Below are 16,182 nucleotides of genomic sequence, written 5' to 3'. Positions count from 1 at the left end.
TTTTCAGAAGTAGAAGGTTGGTGGAGCCAAGCGGGATCGAACCGCTGACCTCCTGCATGCCATGCAGGCGCTCTCCCAGCTGAGCTATGGCCCCGTAACCGTGCCGTCAGACCTTCGTAACCCTGTCCGGCGGGCGCGGACCATAAGGCCAAGGCCAGGGCTTTGCAAGGGTTTCGGCGGGCGGAAATTTTCCCTGCTCTGAAGCAGCGATTCCGCCCGGCCGGGCAACCACTTAAACCGCTGGAGGGTTAGCGTTCCTCCTCGCCGTCGGAGGCGGCATCGACATCGATTTCCTCGGCTACGTCGCCGCCCTCGATGTCGTCATCCTCGGCCAGGAAATCGTCCGGCAGATCATCGCCGTCGACCTCGCCATCGGCGTCGGGATCGGGCGTCACCACCGGCTTCGGCGCCGCCTTGGCGGCCTTTTCCTCGGTCTTGGCCGGGCGCCGCGACTTCACCAGCGCGTCCGGATTCAGCTCGGTGCCGCATTTCGGGCACAGGATCGGGCTCTTCATCATATCGTAGAAGGCGGCGCTGCAGCTCAGGCAGCGGCGCTTGGTGCCCCATTCCGGTTTGGCCATTCTATACACTCTCCTAAAGCCGCAACGGCATCGCCGGGGGCATTGTTCAGGCCCGGACCGTCGCCGTGGTCAGGGCGGCGCGATTGTGTTAAAGAAGCGCGCCCTGTCAACCCTTGTTTTGGCCGCAGCGGCGCGTTTTCTCTGCGCCCCGGCCACCTGGACCCCTTAAAGATCGTCATGACTGCCGCCGCCGCTCCCCGTCCCCATGCCAGCCGCCCCGGCAAATCTCTTTCAGGCCGCCTCGGCGTGCCCGGTGACAAGTCGATTTCGCACCGCGCGCTGATCTTCGGCGCACTCGCGGTGGGTGAAACCGAAGTGACCGGCCTGCTGGAAGGCGAGGATGTGCTGCGCACCGCCGCCGCCATGCGTGCCATGGGTGCCGAGGTGGAACGGCTGGGCGAGGGCCATTGGCGGGTGCGCGGCGTCGGCGTCGGCGGTTTTGCCGAACCTGCCGATGTGCTCGACATGGGCAATGCCGGTACCGGCGCCCGCCTGGTCATGGGCCTGGTGGCGAGCCAGCCCTTCACGGCGGTGTTCACTGGCGATGCCTCGCTGCGCCGCCGCCCAATGGGCCGGGTGGTGGAACCCTTGAGCCGCATTGGCGCACAATTCGTCGGCCGCAGCGGCGGCCGGCTGCCGCTGGCGGTGATCGGCGCCACCCATCCGCTGCCGATCGAATATGAATTGCCGGTAGCCTCGGCGCAGGTGAAATCCGCCGTGCTGCTGGCCGGCCTCAACGCGCCGGGCATCACCCGCGTCATCGAGCGCGAGGCGACCCGCGACCATACCGAAAACCTGCTGCGCCATTTCGGCGCCGAGGTGATGGTGGAAACCACCAAGGAAGGCGGCCGCATCATCTCGCTGGTCGGCCAGCCGGAACTGAAGGCCAGCCGCATCCAGGTGCCGGGCGATCCGTCCTCTGCAGCTTTCCCGCTGGTGGCCGCTTTGATCACGCCGGGTGCGGAAGTCACCGTCGACGCTGTCGGCATCAATCCGCTGCGCACCGGGCTGTTCGATACCCTGCGCGACATGGGCGCCGACCTCAGCTTGAGCAACCAGCGCGACCAGGGCGGCGAGCCGGTGGCCGATATCACCGCGCGGTATTCCGCCCTCAAGGGCATTACCGTGCCGCCGGAACGCGCGCCGAGCATGATCGATGAATATCCGATCCTGTTCGTGGCCGCTGCCTGTGCCAGCGGCGAGACCGTGGTGCGCGGCGCCAAGGAATTGCGCGTCAAGGAAAGCGACCGCCTCGCCGCCATGGCGCGCGCGCTCTCGGCCAATGGTGTGGCGCTGGAAGAACTGGAAGATGGCCTGATCCTGCGCGGCAACGGCACGGCGCCGAAAGGTGGCGCCAAGGTTGCCACCGAACTCGATCACCGCATCGCCATGTCGGCCTTGGTGCTCGGCCTTGCCGCGCAGAATGGCGTCAGCGTCGATGATATAGGCATGATCGACACCAGCTTCCCTGGCTTTGTCGGACTGATGCGTGGCCTCGGCGCGGATATCGCGCCGAGCTGAAACTTCCCGCCAAGCTTAAGCTGCGCGGATATCGTTGCTGAATAACGCCGGCTTCCTCTAAGCTTGGCAGCATGAGCCGCCCCCTCCCCAACATTGCCTCCAAGCGCAACCAGGGCCGTGCCCTGCCGCGTGGCCGGCAGGCCCGTGCGGAGGATGCGGCGGCATTGCTGGCCCTGCTCGGAGCCGGACCATATCGCCGCGACCTGCTGATCGAATATCTGCATGTGATCCAGGATGCGCGCCGCTGCCTGCCTGCCGGTCTGCTGGTGGCGCTGAGCGAGGCGATGAAGCTGCCGCTGGTCGAGGTCTACGAGACCGCCAGCTTCTATGCGCATTTCGATATCATTGATGAGGGCGAGGCAGAGCCGCCGGCAATGACATTGCGGGTTTGCGACAGCTTGTCCTGCTGCATGGTCGGTGCGGACCAGTTGGCGGCAGAGCTGGCCGATACAGCCGGCGCGGATTGCCGCGTGGTGCGCGTGCCCTGCATCGGGCAATGCGACCGGGCGCCGGCCGTGGCCTTGGGCAAGAACGTGTTCGCGCCGGCCAGCATCGAACAGCTGCGTGCCGCGCAGGCCGCAGGCGATACCGCGCCGCTGCTGCCACGCTACAAGGGCCTTGCCGCCTACCGCGCCGAGGGCGGCTATGGTGTATTGGCGAAGCTGCGCGCCGGTGATGTGACGCCGGATCAGGTATTGCTGGCACTGGAGCAATCCGGCCTGCGTGGCTTAGGGGGAGCCGGTTTTCCGACTGGCCGCAAATGGCGCCTGCTGCGGCAGCAGCCGGGGCCGCGCTATCTGGCAGTGAACGGCGACGAGGGCGAACCCGGCACCTTGAAGGATCGCTTCTATCTCGAAACCGATCCGCATGGTTTTCTGGAAGGCTTCCTGATCGCCGCGCATATGATCGAAGCTGCCGCTGCCTTCATCTATCTGCGCGATGAATATCCTGCCTTACACACTGTGGTGGCCAATGAACTGGCGGCCCTGCGCGCCGCCGGTTTGCTTGATGGCCTTAACGTGGAATTGCGGCGCGGCGCCGGCGCCTATATCTGCGGCGAGGAATCGGCGATGCTGGAAAGCATCGAAGGCAAGCGCGGCCTGCCGCGCCACAAGCCGCCCTATCCGGCGGAAGCCGGCCTCTGGGGCCGGCCCACCCTGATCAACAATATCGAAACGCTGTACTGGATTCCGGCCATCCTGGATAAGGGCGCCGACTGGTGGCAAAGCCATGGCCGCCATGGCAGCAAGGGTCTGCGCAGCTATTCCGTATCGGGCCGCGTGCGCCAGCCCGGCGTGAAACTGGCTCCGGCCGGCATCACGCTGCAGGAACTGATCGAGGAATATTGCGGCGGCATGGCGCCGGGCCATCGCCTGCTCGGCTATCTGCCGGGCGGGGCTTCGGGCGGCATCCTGCCGGCGCATATGGCCGATATCCCGCTGGATTTCGGCACGCTGGAAAAGCATGGCTGCTTCATCGGTTCGGCTGCCGTGATCGTGCTGTCGCAGCAGGACAGCATGCGTGGCGCGGCGCTGAACCTGATGCGGTTCTTCCGCCATGAATCCTGCGGCCAATGCACGCCCTGCCGCGTCGGCACCGAGAAGGCGGCGCAGCTGATGGCGGCGCCGGACTGGGATGAAGCCGCCCTGCGCGATCTGGCGCAGGTGATGCGCGATGCCTCGATCTGCGGCCTGGGCCAGGCGGCGCCCAATCCGCTGCTGAGCGTGCTGGAGCATTTCCGATGACGCGCTTCCTGCTCGACGGCGAGGAAGTGACGGCGCTGCCCGGCGAGAGCATCTGGCAGGCGGCACAGCGGCTCGGCACTTCGATCCCGCATCTCTGCCACACGCCGCAGCCGGGCTATCGGCCAGACGGCAATTGCCGCGCCTGCATGGTGGAGATCGAGGGCGAGCGCGTGCTGGCCGCTTCCTGCAAGCGCAGCCCGACCGAAGGCATGAAGGTGCGCAGCAGCAGCGAACGCGCCGCCAAGGCCCGGCGCATGGTGTTTGAACTGCTGCTCAGTGATCAGCCGGCGCGCGCCGTGGCGCCCGATGCCGAAAGCAAGTTCTGGAACTGGGCCGACCGCCTGGAGGTGCAGACCAGCCGCTATCCGCGCCGCGAAGCCGTGGCGCCGGACCACAGCCATCCGGCGATGGCGGTGCAGCTGGATGCCTGCATCCAGTGCGGCCTGTGCCAGCGCGCCTGCCGCGAGGTGCAGGGCAATGATGTGATCGGCATTGCCCTGCGCGGGCATCACGCCAAGGTGGTGTTCGATTTTGATGACGCGATGGGCAAGTCCACCTGCGTCGGTTGCGGCGAATGCGTGCAGGCCTGCCCCACCGGTGCGCTGCTGCCCAGCAGCCTGGTGGATGCCGCCGGCCATGGCGTGGCGAAAGCGGATCGCCATGTCGATACCCTCTGCCCCTATTGCGGTGTCGGCTGCCAGGTGACGCTGCATATCAAGGATGAACGGGTGCAGTATGTCACCGGCCGCGACGGCCCGGCCAATCGTGGCCGGCTCTGCGTCAAGGGCCGTTTCGGCTTCGACTATGCGCATCACCCGCAGCGCCTGACGCAGCCGCTGATCCGCAAGGCAGGCGTGCCGAAGCGCGCTGATGACAGCATCGACCCGGCCAACCCGTTCACGCATTTCCGCACCGCAAGCTGGGAGGAGGCGCTCAGCCTTGCCGCCGAGGGCCTGAAGCGTATCCGCGACGAGCATGGTGGCGGCGCGCTGGCTGGCTTCGGCTCGGCCAAGGGCTCGAACGAGGAAGCCTATCTGTTCCAGAAACTGGTGCGCACCGGTTTCCACACCAACAATGTCGATCACTGTACGCGGCTCTGCCATGCCTCCTCAGTGGCGGCCCTGATGGAAGGCATCGGCTCGGCGGCGGTGACGGCGCCGTTCAATGCCGCCGAACAGGCCGAAGTGATCATCGTTATCGGCGCCAACCCGACGCAGAATCATCCGGTCGCCGCGACGTTCATCAAGAATGCGGTGCGCAGGCATGGCGCCAGGCTGGTGGTGATGGACCCGCGCGGCCAGGCGCTGTCGCGCTTCGCTACGCATATGCTGCGCTTCAAGCCGGGCACCGATGTGGCCCTGCTCAATGCCCTGCTGCATGTCATCGTGCAGGAGAACCTCACCAACCCGGCTTATATCCAGCGCTTCGTCGATGGCTTCCCCGATCTGGCCGAAGCGGTGGCGCAGGCGACGCCGGAAGCCATGGCGCCGCTCTGCGGCATTGCGCCGGATGAACTGCGCCAGGTGGCGCGGCTCTATGCCACGGCGAAGGGTTCGCTGATCTTCTGGGGCATGGGCGTGTCGCAGCATGTACATGGCACCGACAATGCGCGCTGCCTGATTGCCCTGGCGCTGATCACCGGCCAGGTCGGGCGGCCCGGCGCCGGTCTGCATCCGCTGCGCGGGCAGAATAATGTGCAGGGCGCCTCCGATGCCGGCCTGATCCCGATGGTCTATCCCGATTACCAGTCGGTGGAAGACCCGCAGGTGCGCGCCAAGTTCGAGCGCCTCTGGGGCATGCCGCTGGATCCCAGGCGCGGCCTCACCGTAGTCGAGATCGTCAATGCGATCCTCGCCGGCAGCATCGGCGGCATGTATATCCTGGGCGAGAATCCGGCGATGTCCGATCCTGATCTCGGCCATGCCCGCGAGGCGCTGGCGCGGCTGGAGCATCTGGTGGTGCAGGATATCTTCCTCACCGAAACCGCGATGTTCGCCGATGTGATCCTGCCGGCCAGCGCCCTGCCCGAAAAGGCCGGCAGCTTCACCAATACCGACAGGCGGGTGCAACTGGCGCAGCCGGCGCTGGCGCCGCCGGGGCAGGCGCGGCAGGATTGGGAATTGGTGCAGGAACTGGCGCGGCGCCTGGGGCTGGACTGGCACTACACGCATCCGCGCGAGATATTCGCCGAAATGGCCGCCGCGATGCCGTCGCTGGATGGCATCACCTGGGAAAAACTGGAAGCCCGGGGCGCCATGACCTATCCGCATGGCGCCGATATTCTGTTCGGCGATGGTTTTCCCACGGTGACCGGACGGGGCCGGCTGGTGCCGGCTGCCGTCACGCCGCCGGCCGAACTGCCCGATGAAACCTATCCGATGGTGCTTTCCACCGGGCGCATGCTGGAACATTGGCATACCGGCGCCATGACACGCCGCGCCACCACGCTGGATAGTCTGGAACCGGAAGCAGTGGCCCTGGTGAACCCGAAGGACCTGGCGCGGCTGGGCCTGGCTGCTGGCGCCAAGGTGCGCGTTTCAACGCGGCGCGGCAGCATCGAACTGATGGCGCGCGCCGACCGTGATATCGCGCCGGGCAACCTGTTCATTCCGTTTGCCTTCCGCGAGGCACCGGCCAACATGCTGACCAATCCGCAGCTCGATCCCTACGGCAAGATTCCCGAATTCAAATTCGCCGCCGCCAGGCTTGAAGCTGCAAGCTAACTGAATCGCGCCCGCAGCACGCGCCTAGCTGAATCGTGCCCGCAGCACGCGGTTGGCATCGAGGCGCACCAGTATGGTATTGCCATCGCGCGCCGCGTCGCCGACATCGGCGGGCATTTCCGCCGGTGCGGCGATCACCGCCACATCCACCTCGCAACGGCCGCGCCGCGCGATGACGTTGACGACGGTGGCCGGACCGGCGGCGAGTTTGCAATCGGCTTCCAGGTCGCCATCGAACTGCATCGGCATCGCCGGGCGGCGCAGCATCATCGCTTCGCCATTGTGGAACCGCAGGGAAAAACCTTCGCCCTGGATCAGGGTGATCCAGCGGTCGCAACCGGCAAAGGCGGAGAAGGGCGCGTCGCGCACGATGGCGGCACGGCTCACCCGCCAGTCGAAATCATCCAGCCCGGCGCTATCGGGAAAAGCGGCAATATGCCAGCTCACGCCCTTGCCGTTCTTCCATGGCATGGCGCGCTGTTTCGGAACCGGGATGATCAGCATCGCGCTCAGCCTGGGATTTTCGCCAGGGCCCATTTCAGCAGCACCGGCATCCCGGCGGCGGAACCGCCCATGACGATCTGCTGCGTGCGGCGCAGTTCGCCGCCCTGGCCGAAATAGACGCTGTCCTCCAGCCGCACCAGGCCGCCCTGGCCGCGCCAGCGCCAGCCGGTGCCGGATTGCGTCTTGAGCAGCACCGTGTCGCCGGCCCCGATCAGCGAGGCATGCACGCTGGGATGCAGGTGGAAGCGCAGGGTGAAGGCGCGCGGCCGGTCCGGCGCACCGCCTTCCAGCATATCCTCGCCGCGCAGATCGTCACCATTGCCGCCGAGATAGAGCCGGCGGCGATGCAGCAGGCCGAAGGCCTGCTGCCAGCCATCATGCTCGGCGTCGATCCAGGCATGGCCGTCCTGTTCATGGCGCTGCAGCCGCACGGTGAAATGCGGCGCCGGACGGGCATGTTCGATGCCCAAAGTGGCATGGGCCGCGGGGCCGGCCAGGGCCTCGGCCCAGTCGCCGCCCAGCCGCCGCGCCGCGCCGCAATTGACGATCAGGCGATCCTTGCCATGGCTGAACTCAAACGCCAGCGGCGCCGCATGCGGCCTGCCGGCCACGGATGCCGCCGGCGCGCCGGTATCGAGCAGCAGGAGCGCGCGCTTCGCCGCCACGCGCTCGAAGCCGGAAGCAGCCGAGGAGGCCGGCGGCTTGCCATGCTTGCCCTGGATCAGGGCTTCGGAAAGCAGCAGCGCATGTTCCAGCGCGCCGCCGGGTTCTTCCTCGCCGCCATGGAACAGCGCCAGGCCGCCATCGCCATGGCGGAAGAAGCGCAGCATCGGCGCCATGCGGTCCATCAGCGGCAGCAGGCTCATGCGTTCCGGATGTCCGGCACTCAGGTAATGCTGCAACGCCACCACATCGCGGAACTGCGCGAACAGCCGGCTGGGGCAGCGCGTCACATGGCCGCCATCGCCGAGCAGGCAGGCTTCCCAGGCAAGAATCAGATTGGGCAATGCCTGCGGCCATTTCTCCTGGCCGCCGGGCAGGCTCTCGGCGGCATAGACCAGACCGAGCAGGGCTTCGGCGCGCGCGGCGGGATCGCTTTCGCGCGGTGCGGTGCGGCCCAGATGCGCCGCCTGGCGCGCCACGCTCAGCAGCAGGTCATGGGCGAAAGCCGCATCGGCGTCTTTGAGCAGGAAATGCGCCGCGTTGAGCCAGCTGGTCAGCCGCCGCCCGGTCACCGGCGCGGCCCAGGCGCGCTGCGACCAGCCATGATGCCGCTCGATCCAATGCTGCACCAGGCTGCGGCTCATGCGCTGTGCCATCTCGCCGCCTTGCGCCGCGAAATCGCGCAGCCAGACGAAGCCATGCAGCTCAGCCGCCCAGGCGGCAATGCTGGCCGGATCGGCGTTCAGGCTGTCGATGCCGGCATCCCAGGGCGCGGCATGCGGCGACACGACTTCGAGGCCGGCAAAAGCGAAGCGGCCCTGGAACAGCCGGTCGGCACGGGCGGCGAGGCCGGGCCAGGGGTCGGCGGGCAGCGAGAGGAATTCCAGCGGCGCCTGGCGCGGCAGGGTCAGGCCATAGAGCGGCGAGCCATGCCAGAGCGCGGCGAGGCGGCTAGGGAGGGATGTTGGTGTCTCGGACAAGGTCGGCCGCCGGGTTCCGGGCTGCCGGCTCAGGCGCCGCGCAGCCGGCGGATATTCTCAGCGTAATGCTCAGGACCGCCCTTGAAGCCTGCCGTGCCCGCCACCAGCACATCGGCGCCGGCGGCAATCGCCTGGCGCGCGGTTTCCTCGTTGATGCCGCCATCGATCTCAAGGTCGATGGCGCGGCCCGAGGCATCGATGGCCTGGCGCAGGCGCTTCACCTTCTCAAGCTGGCCCGGGATGAAAGCCTGGCCGCCGAAACCGGGATTGACGCTCATCACCAGCACCAGGTCGAGCATGTCCAGCACCTGCAATGCTGCTTCCACCGGCGTGCCGGGATTGAGCGACAGGCCGGCCTTCTTGCCCAGCGACTTGATCAGCTGCAGCGTGCGATGCACATGCGGGCCGGCTTCCGGGTGCACGGTGATGATATCGGCACCGGCTTCGGCGAACAGCGCCACATAGGTATCCACCGGCGACACCATCAGATGTGCGTCGAATACCTTTTTGCTATGCGGGCGCAACGCCTTCACCACGGCTGGGCCAATGGTGATATTGGGCACGAAATGCCCGTCCATCACGTCGATATGGATATAGTCGGCACCGGCGGCATCGATCGCGGCCACTTCGGCGCCGAGCTTGGCGAAATCGGCGGACAGGATCGACGGGGCGATTCGGGTGGCTTGCTGCAGCATAAGCCCGGCATAGCAGCTTTGGCCCGCCGCGCCAAGTAGACGGTCTGGTTGCAGCAGCCAAGTATACGAAAAGCCTCGACTTTGCCATAATCAGGGAATGGAGGAACTGCCCATCAATCCGCTGCTGCCGCTGGGCGGCATCGCGCTGATCCTGGCCCTGGTCTGGCTCACCGGCGGGCGACGTCAGGCGCGGCTGGAGGATGCGGCTGCCGTGCGCGGCCTGCTGGCGCAGCCGGAAACCGGGTTCCATGCGGCAGAGATCGGCCTGAGCCATGACGGCACCGGCGCCATCGCCGCCGATGCCGCCGGCCATCTCGCCTTGGTACTGCCGGTTGGCGCCAGGCTGGCCGCTCGCCTGCTCAAGCCGGCTGATATCGTGGCGCAGCGCCTGGATAATCTGGAAGCCGGCATGGCGCGGCTGGAACTCACCACCAAGGGTCCGGCGGCATTGCGTCTTGCATTGCTGCTGCCGGAGATGGAAGCAAGACGGTGGCAGGAGCGCCTCACATGATGGGGCCGCTATCATGATGGGTGGCCTGCCTGATCCGGTGGTCTACGCGATCCCGGCCTTCATCGCGCTGGCGGTGCTGGAAGTGCTGGTGGCACGGTTGCGGCAGCAAGAAGCTTATGAGCTGCGCGATACCGCCACCTCGCTCACCATGGGGCTGATCAACCTGGTGCAGGGCATCGCTTTCGGCGGCCTGATCTGGGCCAGCCTGGAAGCGGTGCATGGCTTCCGCCTGCTTGATCTGCCGTTGACGCTGTGGACCTGGCTGGCTTTGCTGTTCGCGGAGGATTTCGTCTATTACTGGTTCCATCGCCTGAGCCATGAGCATCGCATCTGGTGGGCGGCGCATGTGAACCACCATTCCTCGCAGCATTACAATCTTTCGACGGCCTTGCGGCAGACCTGGACCGGCAACTTGGCGCTGACCTGGATATTGTGGCTGCCGCTGGCACTGATCGGCTTTCCGCCGGCTTTGATCGTGTTCCAGAAGGGTGTCAGCCTGGTCTACCAGTTCTTGATTCATACCGAGCAGATCAGACGACTGCCGGCCTGGTTCGAGGCTGTGTTCAACACGCCGTCGCATCACCGCGTGCACCATGCCACCAACCCGGAATACCTTGATCGCAACTACGCCGGCATATTCATCATCTGGGACAAGCTGTTCGGCAGCTTCGCAGCAGAGCGTGACGAAGAACCCTGCCGCTATGGCATTGTGAAGAATCTCGGCCGCTTCAATCCGCTGATCGTCGCCTTCCATGAATGGATCGAGATTGGCCGTGATGTGGCTCGGGCGAAAAGCTGGCGCGAGCGTTTCGGCTACATCTTCGGCCCGCCGGGCTGGGCCCCGGATGGCGGCCGCACGGCGGAGGTGATCCGCGCCGAGGCCAGGTTGAGTCAAATTTCCAATACATGAAGCCGGCTGCCGCTAGACTGAGCGGCCTATCATCAGGAGGCAACCATGCTGTTCGTCATCATCGCCAAGGATCATCCCGGCAGCAATCTGCGGCAGAAATTCCGTGCCGAGCATCTGGAATTCATCGCCGACAAGCAGCAGCTGTTCCGCTATGGCGGGCCGCTGCTGGATGATGCCGGCAAGCCGGTCGGCAGCGTGATGATCCTGGATTTTCCGGATCGCGCCGCGCTGGATGCGCATCTGGCGCAGGACCCGTATTTCCGCGAGCCGGTTTTTGAAAGCGTGCAGATCAATGCATCGCGCCAGATCGTGCCGGAAGCTGAAGCCGGCGGGCTGGCCGCTGAAATCGCCAGGCAGAAGGCGGCGACAGCGGCTTAACACATAGAAGAAAATCGTCATGGTCGGCGAGGGCCGACCATCCACGCGCTATTTTACTTCCCGTCAGTTAAACAAAAAACTCGTGGATACCCCGCCTGCGCGGGGTATGACGTGATTGATATGGTTACGCCAGCGGCCCTCTAAGCCAATGGCCCTAAGCCGACCAGGCCGAGCCGCACGCGGCGGTTATGGCGGCCCTTGTTGTCGATCTTGAGCAGCTTCACCGCGCGGGTATCGCCGGTATTGTCGAGATGGGTGCCGCCGCAGGCCTGGCGGTCCAGTCCGGTGATATCGACGATGCGCACGCGGCCATCCTCGGTCGGCGGCGGTGCCACCGAGCGGCTGCGGATCAGCCCGGGCACGGCACGCGCTTCCTCAAATGGAATATAGGTGCAGTTGACGCGGATATTCTGCGCGATCACATCATTGATCGGTGCTTCCAGCGCGCGCAGGCGGTCGTTATCGGCTTCCGGCAGATCGAAATCCATCCGCGCCGTGCCATCGTCATTCATCTGCACGCCGGTGACCAGCGCGCCATCGAAACTCTGGAACACCAGGGCGTTCAGGATATGGGTGGCGGTGTGCATCTCGCGCATCATCTGGCGGAAATTCGGATTCACCGCCGCTTCCACCACCCCTGACAATTCCACCGGATCGGCCAGCAGGTGCCAGAGCTGACCGTCGATCACCTCGAAGCCGGTGACGCCGATATCGCCGCCCGTATTGGAGCGCAACGCCCCCTTGTCCGGCAATTGCCCGCCACCGCCGGGATAGAACGGGGTCTCGCTCAGCAATACGCGGCCGGGGGAAGCTGCCACCACCTCGGCGGTGAGGGTCAGGGTATGGGGGTGATCATGGCAATAGAGATGCATGCCGTCCTCGCTGGCTTGAACAGCGAATCTAGGCAGGTATCACGGCGCCGTATTGGCAAAAAGTTCAGGCTGAGTCTCAAGTGGCCAGCTTACGCCGCCTGGGCGTATTGCAGCGGCGTGATGCCATAGGCGCGCTTGAAGTTGCGGTTCAGCGCGCTCTGGTCGTAGAAGCCACAAGCCGCCGCCACTTCGGCCAGTGGTTCGCCGGCCTTGAGATGCTGGCAGGCGGCCCGCAGCCGCACCTGATTGAGATAGGCATGCGGGCCCATGCCGGTGCAGCGGTTGAACAGCGCGATCAGCTGCGCCTTGCGCAGGCCGGCGATCTGGCCGAGTTCATCGAGTTTGAGCGCCTCGCCGTAACGCTGCTGCATCAGATCGGTGACGCGCCGGAGCAAAGCGCGGTCGCGGCCCGGCAGATCGGGGCGGCGCGCACCGCTGCCATGGCGCAGGAACAGGCGGCCGAAACTCGCCTGCAGCAATTCCTCTTCCTGCAAGGCATCGGTGGAATTTTCCAGCGCGCGGTGCAGGCTCAGGAAGCCATCGATCAACTGCGGATCATCGAGGCGGTTGTCGGTGAAATAGGGCAGCCGCTCCAGCCCCAGCCCTTCGGCCACCACGTCGAGCGCAGATTGTGTGAGATAGAGCGAACGGTAGCGCCAGAGCGGACTCCAGCCCATCCAGCCGGCATGCGGCTCGGCGGGATTGAACACGAACAGGCTGTTGGGCTGCGCCTGCTGCACCTGGCCACGGCTTTTCACTTCCGAACCGCCGGCCTCGGTCACCGCCACCACCAGCGCATCATGGGCATGGGGCGCGTATTCCTGGGTGGTGAAGGCGGCATGCATCAGGGTGAGGCCCGGCACGCGCCGGTCCCGCCAATACTCCGCACGGTTATGAGGATCCTGCCTCGCCATGGCTTCCACTATCCCCGCCGAGGCAGCGCCGTCAATGAAGTTTATGATTAGCGGCGGTTCAGCGTCGGTCCAGTTCAGCGCCGGTATTGTGCCGCCGGATGGCTGGCGGGCAGGCGGTTCAAGCCATCGCCGCGCAGCTTGGCGCGGTAGGAACCTTCGCGGTAGGCACTTTTATAGACGCCGCGCGCCTGCAATTCCGGCACTACCAGGTCGACGAAATCCTCGATGCATTCCGGCATCACGGTGCGCGAGAGATTGAAGCCGTCGATATCGGTTTCCACCATCCAGGCGATCATCGCATCGGCCACCTGGCCGGGATCGCCAATGATCGGCTGGGTGCGGCCGCCGATGCCGTATTGCTGGGCCAGTTGCTGCTTGGTGAAGGCGGCGGTGCCCTTCCTGGTCAGGGCATCGAGCGAAGATTGCATGGCGTTGGTCTGGCTGCTGGTGATCGGCTCGTCCCAGTCGAAACGCGCATAATCGATGCCGGTGCCGCCGGCCATATGCACCAGGCCGCCTTCCAGGCTGCTATGCCGGGCATACTCCGCCGCTTTCTCGCGCGCCTCTGCTTCCGTCGGCGCCACCACCACGCAGGCGCTGATGAAGGCCAGGATATCGGCGGGGTCGCGGCCAATGGCGGCAGCCCGCGCGCGCACGTCGCGCACGGTTTCAGCCACGCTGGCCTTGGCATTGCCGGCGACGAAGATACATTCCGCATGTTTCGCGGCGAATTCGCGCCCGCGTGTTGATGAACCGGCCTGATAGAGCACGGGCGTGCGCTGCGGCGATGGCTCTGAAAGATGCACGCCTTGCGATGTGAAATGCGGCCCTTGATGGCGGATTTCATGCACGCGTGCCGGATCGGCATAGAGGCCGGTGGCGCGGTCGCGGCGTACGGCATCGTCCTGCCAGCTGCCTTCCCACAGCTTGTAGACCACGGCCATGAAATCATCGGCCATGTCGTAGCGTGAATCATGCGCCGGCAAGGCCGGCTGGCCCATGGCGCGGGCGGCGGAATCGAGATAGCCGGTCACGATGTTCCAGGCGATGCGGCCCTTGCTCAGGTGATCCAGCGTCGACAGGCGGCGCGCGAACAGATAGGGCTGCTCGTAGCTGACATTGCAGGTGACGCCGAAGCTCAAATGCCGCGTCGCCTGCGCCATCGCCGGCACCAGCAGCAGCGGGTCGTTCACCGGCACCTGGGCAGCGTTGCGCAGCGCTGCGTCCGGGCTGGCGTCATAGACATCGTAGACACCCACCACATCGGCCAGGAACAGGCCATCGAACAGGCCGCGCTCAAGCGTGCGGGCCAGGCCGGTCCAGTAATCCAGGTCGGTGTAGCGCCAGGATTGGTCGCGCGGATGAGTCCACAGGCCATGGCCGATATGGCCGACGCAGCTCATGTCGAAAGCGTTGAGGCGGATTTCCTTCATGGCGCCTTGCATCCCCGATATAGGGGCATCCCCGATATCGGGAAAAGTCTAGCGGCTTCGGGCAGATAGTGGATAGAGCGGGGTTTACAACAAAATTAAAATGTCCAATTTTATATTTAACAGTTATATTGTCATTTAATAATGGAATTATATTTTTATATGTGAAATTATCCTGCCAAGACCGTCTCTCCGAGAGAATGCGATGAACCAGATCACCAGTCGCTCCGCCCTGGCTTTGCGGCCAGCCCAGAATTTAAAGGGCCAGACGTTGAAATCGCTCCGCGTGCCGGTGCCCTCGGCGGCTGCCCGCGCGGCGCCGAAGCGCCGCCTGCCGCCGCTGGGTGCGCTGCGCACCTTCGAGGTGGTGGCACGCCACTTGAGCCTGGCGCGGGCCGCCGATGAACTCTGCGTCACGCCTGCCGCCGTCAGCCACCAGATCCGTACCCTGGAGGAACATCTCGGCGTGCCGCTGTTCCGTCGCTCGGGCCGCAACATCTTCCTCACCGATGCGGGCCAGGCCTGCCTGCCCGGCATCCGCGATGGCTTCGAGCGCCTGACCAGCGCCGTGAACCAGATCGACTCTTTCGGCCAGGCCGGGATTCTCACCGTCAGCGTGGCGCCGTCCTTCGCGGTGAAATGGCTGGTGCCGCGCCTCGATCGTTTCCAGGACCAGCAGCCGGGCATCGATATCCGCGTCTCGGCCTCGAACCAGCTCGCCGATTTCGCCACCGATGACGTTGATCTGGCGATCCGCTATGGCTCCGGCCGCTATCCCGGCCTGGTGGTCGAACGCCTGCTGCCGGAAGCGATCTTCCCGGTTTGCAGCCCGGAACTGCTGAGCAGCATCAAGACGCCGGCGGATTTGCAGAATCAGGTGCTGCTGCATGACGACAGCCCGGATGACGATCAATCCTGCCCGACCTGGCAGATGTGGTTCCGTGCCGCCGGTCTTGGCGATGGCGCCACGAAAAGCGGCCTGCGCTTCACGCAGTCGAGCTTGGTGCTGGAAGCGGCGATCCATGGCAAGGGCGTGGCCCTCGCCAAGGCGACGTTGGCCGAAAGCGATCTCACCAGCGGCCGTCTGGTGCGGCTGTTCGGCGATGCCACGCCGCTGGATTTCGCCTATTTCATCGTCGGGCCGGAACGCAAGGTGGCGCTGCCGAAGGTGACCGCCTTCATCGAATGGCTGCGCGGCGAAGTGAAGCCGCCTGCCCAGCCCGAGTCTGCTCAGGCGTAAGCCGCCAGCCGCTCCCAGGCGGAATAAATCCGCCGCAGGCCGAGCGAGGCATTGTCTGCCGCGCTGCGGCTCTGCACGTCATGGCTCAGCAACACCAGATCGCTGCGGCGCCAGGTATGATGCAGGGTGATGCCGCGATGCATGAATTCGATGCCGCTGCCGGGATGGACGGCATGCAGCAGGCGGGCAGCCGGCTCACCGCCAGAGGCCCCGGCCACGATGCTGGCGGTTTCGCCAAGCTGGGCCGCGAAGGCGAGGCGCTCGCGCTCGCTTAAATCCTGGTCGGGCAACAGCAGCAGGCGGTGGCGCTGCCATTCATCCAGCAGAGTGGCGAGCGCGATATCGTCCAGGCGCCGGCGCAGGCTGGGGCCACGCCATTCGGCGCCGAAACCGGCAAGCGGATGAATACTGATAGCCATGGCCCTGCCCTCTGGTCGTCATTGAATTAACGAAAATATAGTGGGCTTAAAATTTAAATATACCAAGTTTTTGTAAATAATGATCCAAATCTAATT

15 protein-coding genes and 1 tRNA gene are annotated in these 16,182 nt (G+C 65.4%); 7 read left to right on the top strand and 9 right to left on the bottom strand.

Annotated elements, in window-relative coordinates; all coding sequences use genetic code 11:
- Positions 1–18 precede the first annotated feature (18 nt).
- Together ACQY7X_RS05135 and ACQY7X_RS05130 are read right to left on the bottom strand one after the other, a co-directional pair.
- A tRNA-Ala gene (locus ACQY7X_RS05135) sits at positions 19–94 on the bottom strand.
- A 154-nt stretch (positions 95–248) separates the two neighbouring features.
- Positions 249–581 carry a TIGR02300 family protein gene (locus ACQY7X_RS05130; protein ID WP_428248784.1) on the bottom strand — a complete coding sequence of 111 codons (333 nt, stop codon included), beginning with the start codon at positions 579–581 and terminating at the stop codon, positions 249–251.
- A 177-nt stretch (positions 582–758) separates the two neighbouring features.
- Here ACQY7X_RS05130 and aroA point away from each other — a divergent pair, with 177 nt between their 5' ends.
- The 3 genes from aroA (at position 759) to fdhF (ending at position 6,570) form a co-directional block, all read left to right on the top strand.
- Positions 759–2,102 carry a 3-phosphoshikimate 1-carboxyvinyltransferase gene (aroA, locus tag ACQY7X_RS05125; protein ID WP_428248783.1) on the top strand — a complete coding sequence of 448 codons (1,344 nt, stop codon included), beginning with the start codon at positions 759–761 and terminating at the stop codon, positions 2,100–2,102.
- Between the two features lie 71 nt (positions 2,103–2,173).
- Entirely contained in the window at positions 2,174–3,847 is a 1,674-nt protein-coding gene (locus ACQY7X_RS05120) for an NADH-ubiquinone oxidoreductase-F iron-sulfur binding region domain-containing protein (protein ID WP_428248782.1), read from the top strand.
- On the top strand, positions 3,844–6,570 hold the full coding sequence (fdhF, locus tag ACQY7X_RS05115) for a formate dehydrogenase subunit alpha (RefSeq protein ID WP_428248781.1): 2,727 nt from the start codon (positions 3,844–3,846) through the stop codon (positions 6,568–6,570). The genes ACQY7X_RS05120 and fdhF overlap by 4 nt, the downstream gene beginning before the upstream one ends.
- 24 nt (positions 6,571–6,594) lie before the next feature.
- Here fdhF and ACQY7X_RS05110 read toward each other — a convergent pair whose 3' ends face one another.
- From ACQY7X_RS05110 to rpe, 3 genes are read right to left on the bottom strand one after another with little or no spacing between them, the layout of a single operon-like run.
- Positions 6,595–7,074 (bottom strand): HutD/Ves family protein, encoded by a 480-nt coding sequence (locus ACQY7X_RS05110; protein ID WP_428248780.1) that lies wholly within the window; start codon positions 7,072–7,074, stop codon positions 6,595–6,597.
- 5 nt (positions 7,075–7,079) lie between these two features.
- Positions 7,080–8,717: a heparinase II/III family protein gene (locus ACQY7X_RS05105; RefSeq protein WP_428248779.1), complete on the bottom strand. Its 1,638-nt coding sequence runs from the start codon at positions 8,715–8,717 to the stop codon at positions 7,080–7,082.
- 29 nt (positions 8,718–8,746) lie between these two features.
- Positions 8,747–9,412: a ribulose-phosphate 3-epimerase gene (rpe, locus tag ACQY7X_RS05100; RefSeq protein ID WP_428248778.1), complete on the bottom strand. Its 666-nt coding sequence runs from the start codon at positions 9,410–9,412 to the stop codon at positions 8,747–8,749.
- A 97-nt stretch (positions 9,413–9,509) separates the two neighbouring features.
- Here rpe and ACQY7X_RS05095 point away from each other — a divergent pair, with 97 nt between their 5' ends.
- The 3 genes from ACQY7X_RS05095 to ACQY7X_RS05085 are packed head-to-tail and all read left to right on the top strand — an operon-like array spanning position 9,510 to position 11,211.
- On the top strand, positions 9,510–9,923 hold the full coding sequence (locus tag ACQY7X_RS05095; protein ID WP_428248777.1) for a hypothetical protein: 414 nt from the start codon (positions 9,510–9,512) through the stop codon (positions 9,921–9,923).
- 13 nt (positions 9,924–9,936) lie between these two features.
- Complete coding sequence (locus tag ACQY7X_RS05090; RefSeq protein ID WP_428248776.1) at positions 9,937–10,833, top strand: sterol desaturase family protein; 897 nt, start codon at positions 9,937–9,939, stop codon at positions 10,831–10,833.
- Positions 10,834–10,878: 45 nt separating this feature from the next.
- The gene (locus ACQY7X_RS05085) at positions 10,879–11,211 is read left to right on the top strand and encodes a YciI family protein (RefSeq protein ID WP_428248775.1); all 333 of its coding nucleotides are present in this window, start codon (positions 10,879–10,881) and stop codon (positions 11,209–11,211) included.
- 140 nt (positions 11,212–11,351) lie between these two features.
- Here the strand turns inward: ACQY7X_RS05085 and ACQY7X_RS05080 are convergent, their stop codons facing one another.
- The 3 genes from ACQY7X_RS05080 to ACQY7X_RS05070 all read right to left on the bottom strand — a co-directional run bounded on the left by ACQY7X_RS05080 (position 11,352) and on the right by ACQY7X_RS05070 (position 14,430).
- The gene (locus tag ACQY7X_RS05080) at positions 11,352–12,083 is read right to left on the bottom strand and encodes an alanyl-tRNA editing protein (protein ID WP_428248774.1); all 732 of its coding nucleotides are present in this window, start codon (positions 12,081–12,083) and stop codon (positions 11,352–11,354) included.
- 89 nt (positions 12,084–12,172) lie between these two features.
- A complete protein-coding gene (locus ACQY7X_RS05075; protein ID WP_428248773.1) occupies positions 12,173–12,946 on the bottom strand; it encodes a helix-turn-helix domain-containing protein in 774 nt (257 codons plus the stop codon).
- A gap of 125 nt (positions 12,947–13,071) precedes the next feature.
- On the bottom strand, positions 13,072–14,430 hold the full coding sequence (locus ACQY7X_RS05070; protein ID WP_428248772.1) for an LLM class flavin-dependent oxidoreductase: 1,359 nt from the start codon (positions 14,428–14,430) through the stop codon (positions 13,072–13,074).
- A gap of 202 nt (positions 14,431–14,632) precedes the next feature.
- Between ACQY7X_RS05070 and ACQY7X_RS05065 the strand changes: the two genes are divergently transcribed.
- The gene (locus ACQY7X_RS05065; protein WP_428248771.1) at positions 14,633–15,667 is read left to right on the top strand and encodes a transcriptional regulator GcvA; all 1,035 of its coding nucleotides are present in this window, start codon (positions 14,633–14,635) and stop codon (positions 15,665–15,667) included.
- On the opposite strand, the gene ACQY7X_RS05060 is transcribed toward ACQY7X_RS05065, so the two are convergent.
- Positions 15,658–16,086 (bottom strand): hypothetical protein, encoded by a 429-nt coding sequence (locus ACQY7X_RS05060; protein WP_428248770.1) that lies wholly within the window; start codon positions 16,084–16,086, stop codon positions 15,658–15,660. The genes ACQY7X_RS05065 and ACQY7X_RS05060 overlap by 10 nt on opposite strands.
- Positions 16,087–16,182: the final 96 nt, after the last annotated feature.

Origin of the sequence: Ferrovibrio sp. (assembly GCF_965278975.1) — a bacterium.
Taxonomy (GTDB): domain Bacteria; phylum Pseudomonadota; class Alphaproteobacteria; order Ferrovibrionales; family Ferrovibrionaceae; genus Ferrovibrio.
The sequence above is the reverse complement of the archived record's forward strand: the minus strand, read 5'-3'. Positions and strand labels throughout refer to the sequence as shown.

Bases quoted from the DNA above. Each gene is read 5' to 3' on its own strand.
- ACQY7X_RS05130 (WP_428248784.1), bottom strand. From the start codon at position 581: ATGGCCAAACCGGAATGGGGCACCAAGCGCCGCTGCCTGAGCTGCAGC.
- aroA (WP_428248783.1), top strand. From the start codon at position 759: ATGACTGCCGCCGCCGCTCCCCGTCCCCATGCCAGCCGCCCCGGCAAA.
- ACQY7X_RS05120 (WP_428248782.1), top strand. From the start codon at position 2,174: ATGAGCCGCCCCCTCCCCAACATTGCCTCCAAGCGCAACCAGGGCCGT.
- fdhF (WP_428248781.1), top strand. From the start codon at position 3,844: ATGACGCGCTTCCTGCTCGACGGCGAGGAAGTGACGGCGCTGCCCGGC.
- ACQY7X_RS05110 (WP_428248780.1), bottom strand. From the start codon at position 7,074: ATGCTGATCATCCCGGTTCCGAAACAGCGCGCCATGCCATGGAAGAAC.
- rpe (WP_428248778.1), bottom strand. From the start codon at position 9,412: ATGCTGCAGCAAGCCACCCGAATCGCCCCGTCGATCCTGTCCGCCGAT.
- ACQY7X_RS05095 (WP_428248777.1), top strand. From the start codon at position 9,510: ATGGAGGAACTGCCCATCAATCCGCTGCTGCCGCTGGGCGGCATCGCG.
- ACQY7X_RS05090 (WP_428248776.1), top strand. From the start codon at position 9,937: ATGATGGGTGGCCTGCCTGATCCGGTGGTCTACGCGATCCCGGCCTTC.
- ACQY7X_RS05085 (WP_428248775.1), top strand. From the start codon at position 10,879: ATGCTGTTCGTCATCATCGCCAAGGATCATCCCGGCAGCAATCTGCGG.
- ACQY7X_RS05080 (WP_428248774.1), bottom strand. From the start codon at position 12,083: ATGCATCTCTATTGCCATGATCACCCCCATACCCTGACCCTCACCGCC.
- ACQY7X_RS05070 (WP_428248772.1), bottom strand. From the start codon at position 14,430: ATGAAGGAAATCCGCCTCAACGCTTTCGACATGAGCTGCGTCGGCCAT.
- ACQY7X_RS05065 (WP_428248771.1), top strand. From the start codon at position 14,633: ATGAACCAGATCACCAGTCGCTCCGCCCTGGCTTTGCGGCCAGCCCAG.
- ACQY7X_RS05060 (WP_428248770.1), bottom strand. From the start codon at position 16,086: ATGGCTATCAGTATTCATCCGCTTGCCGGTTTCGGCGCCGAATGGCGT.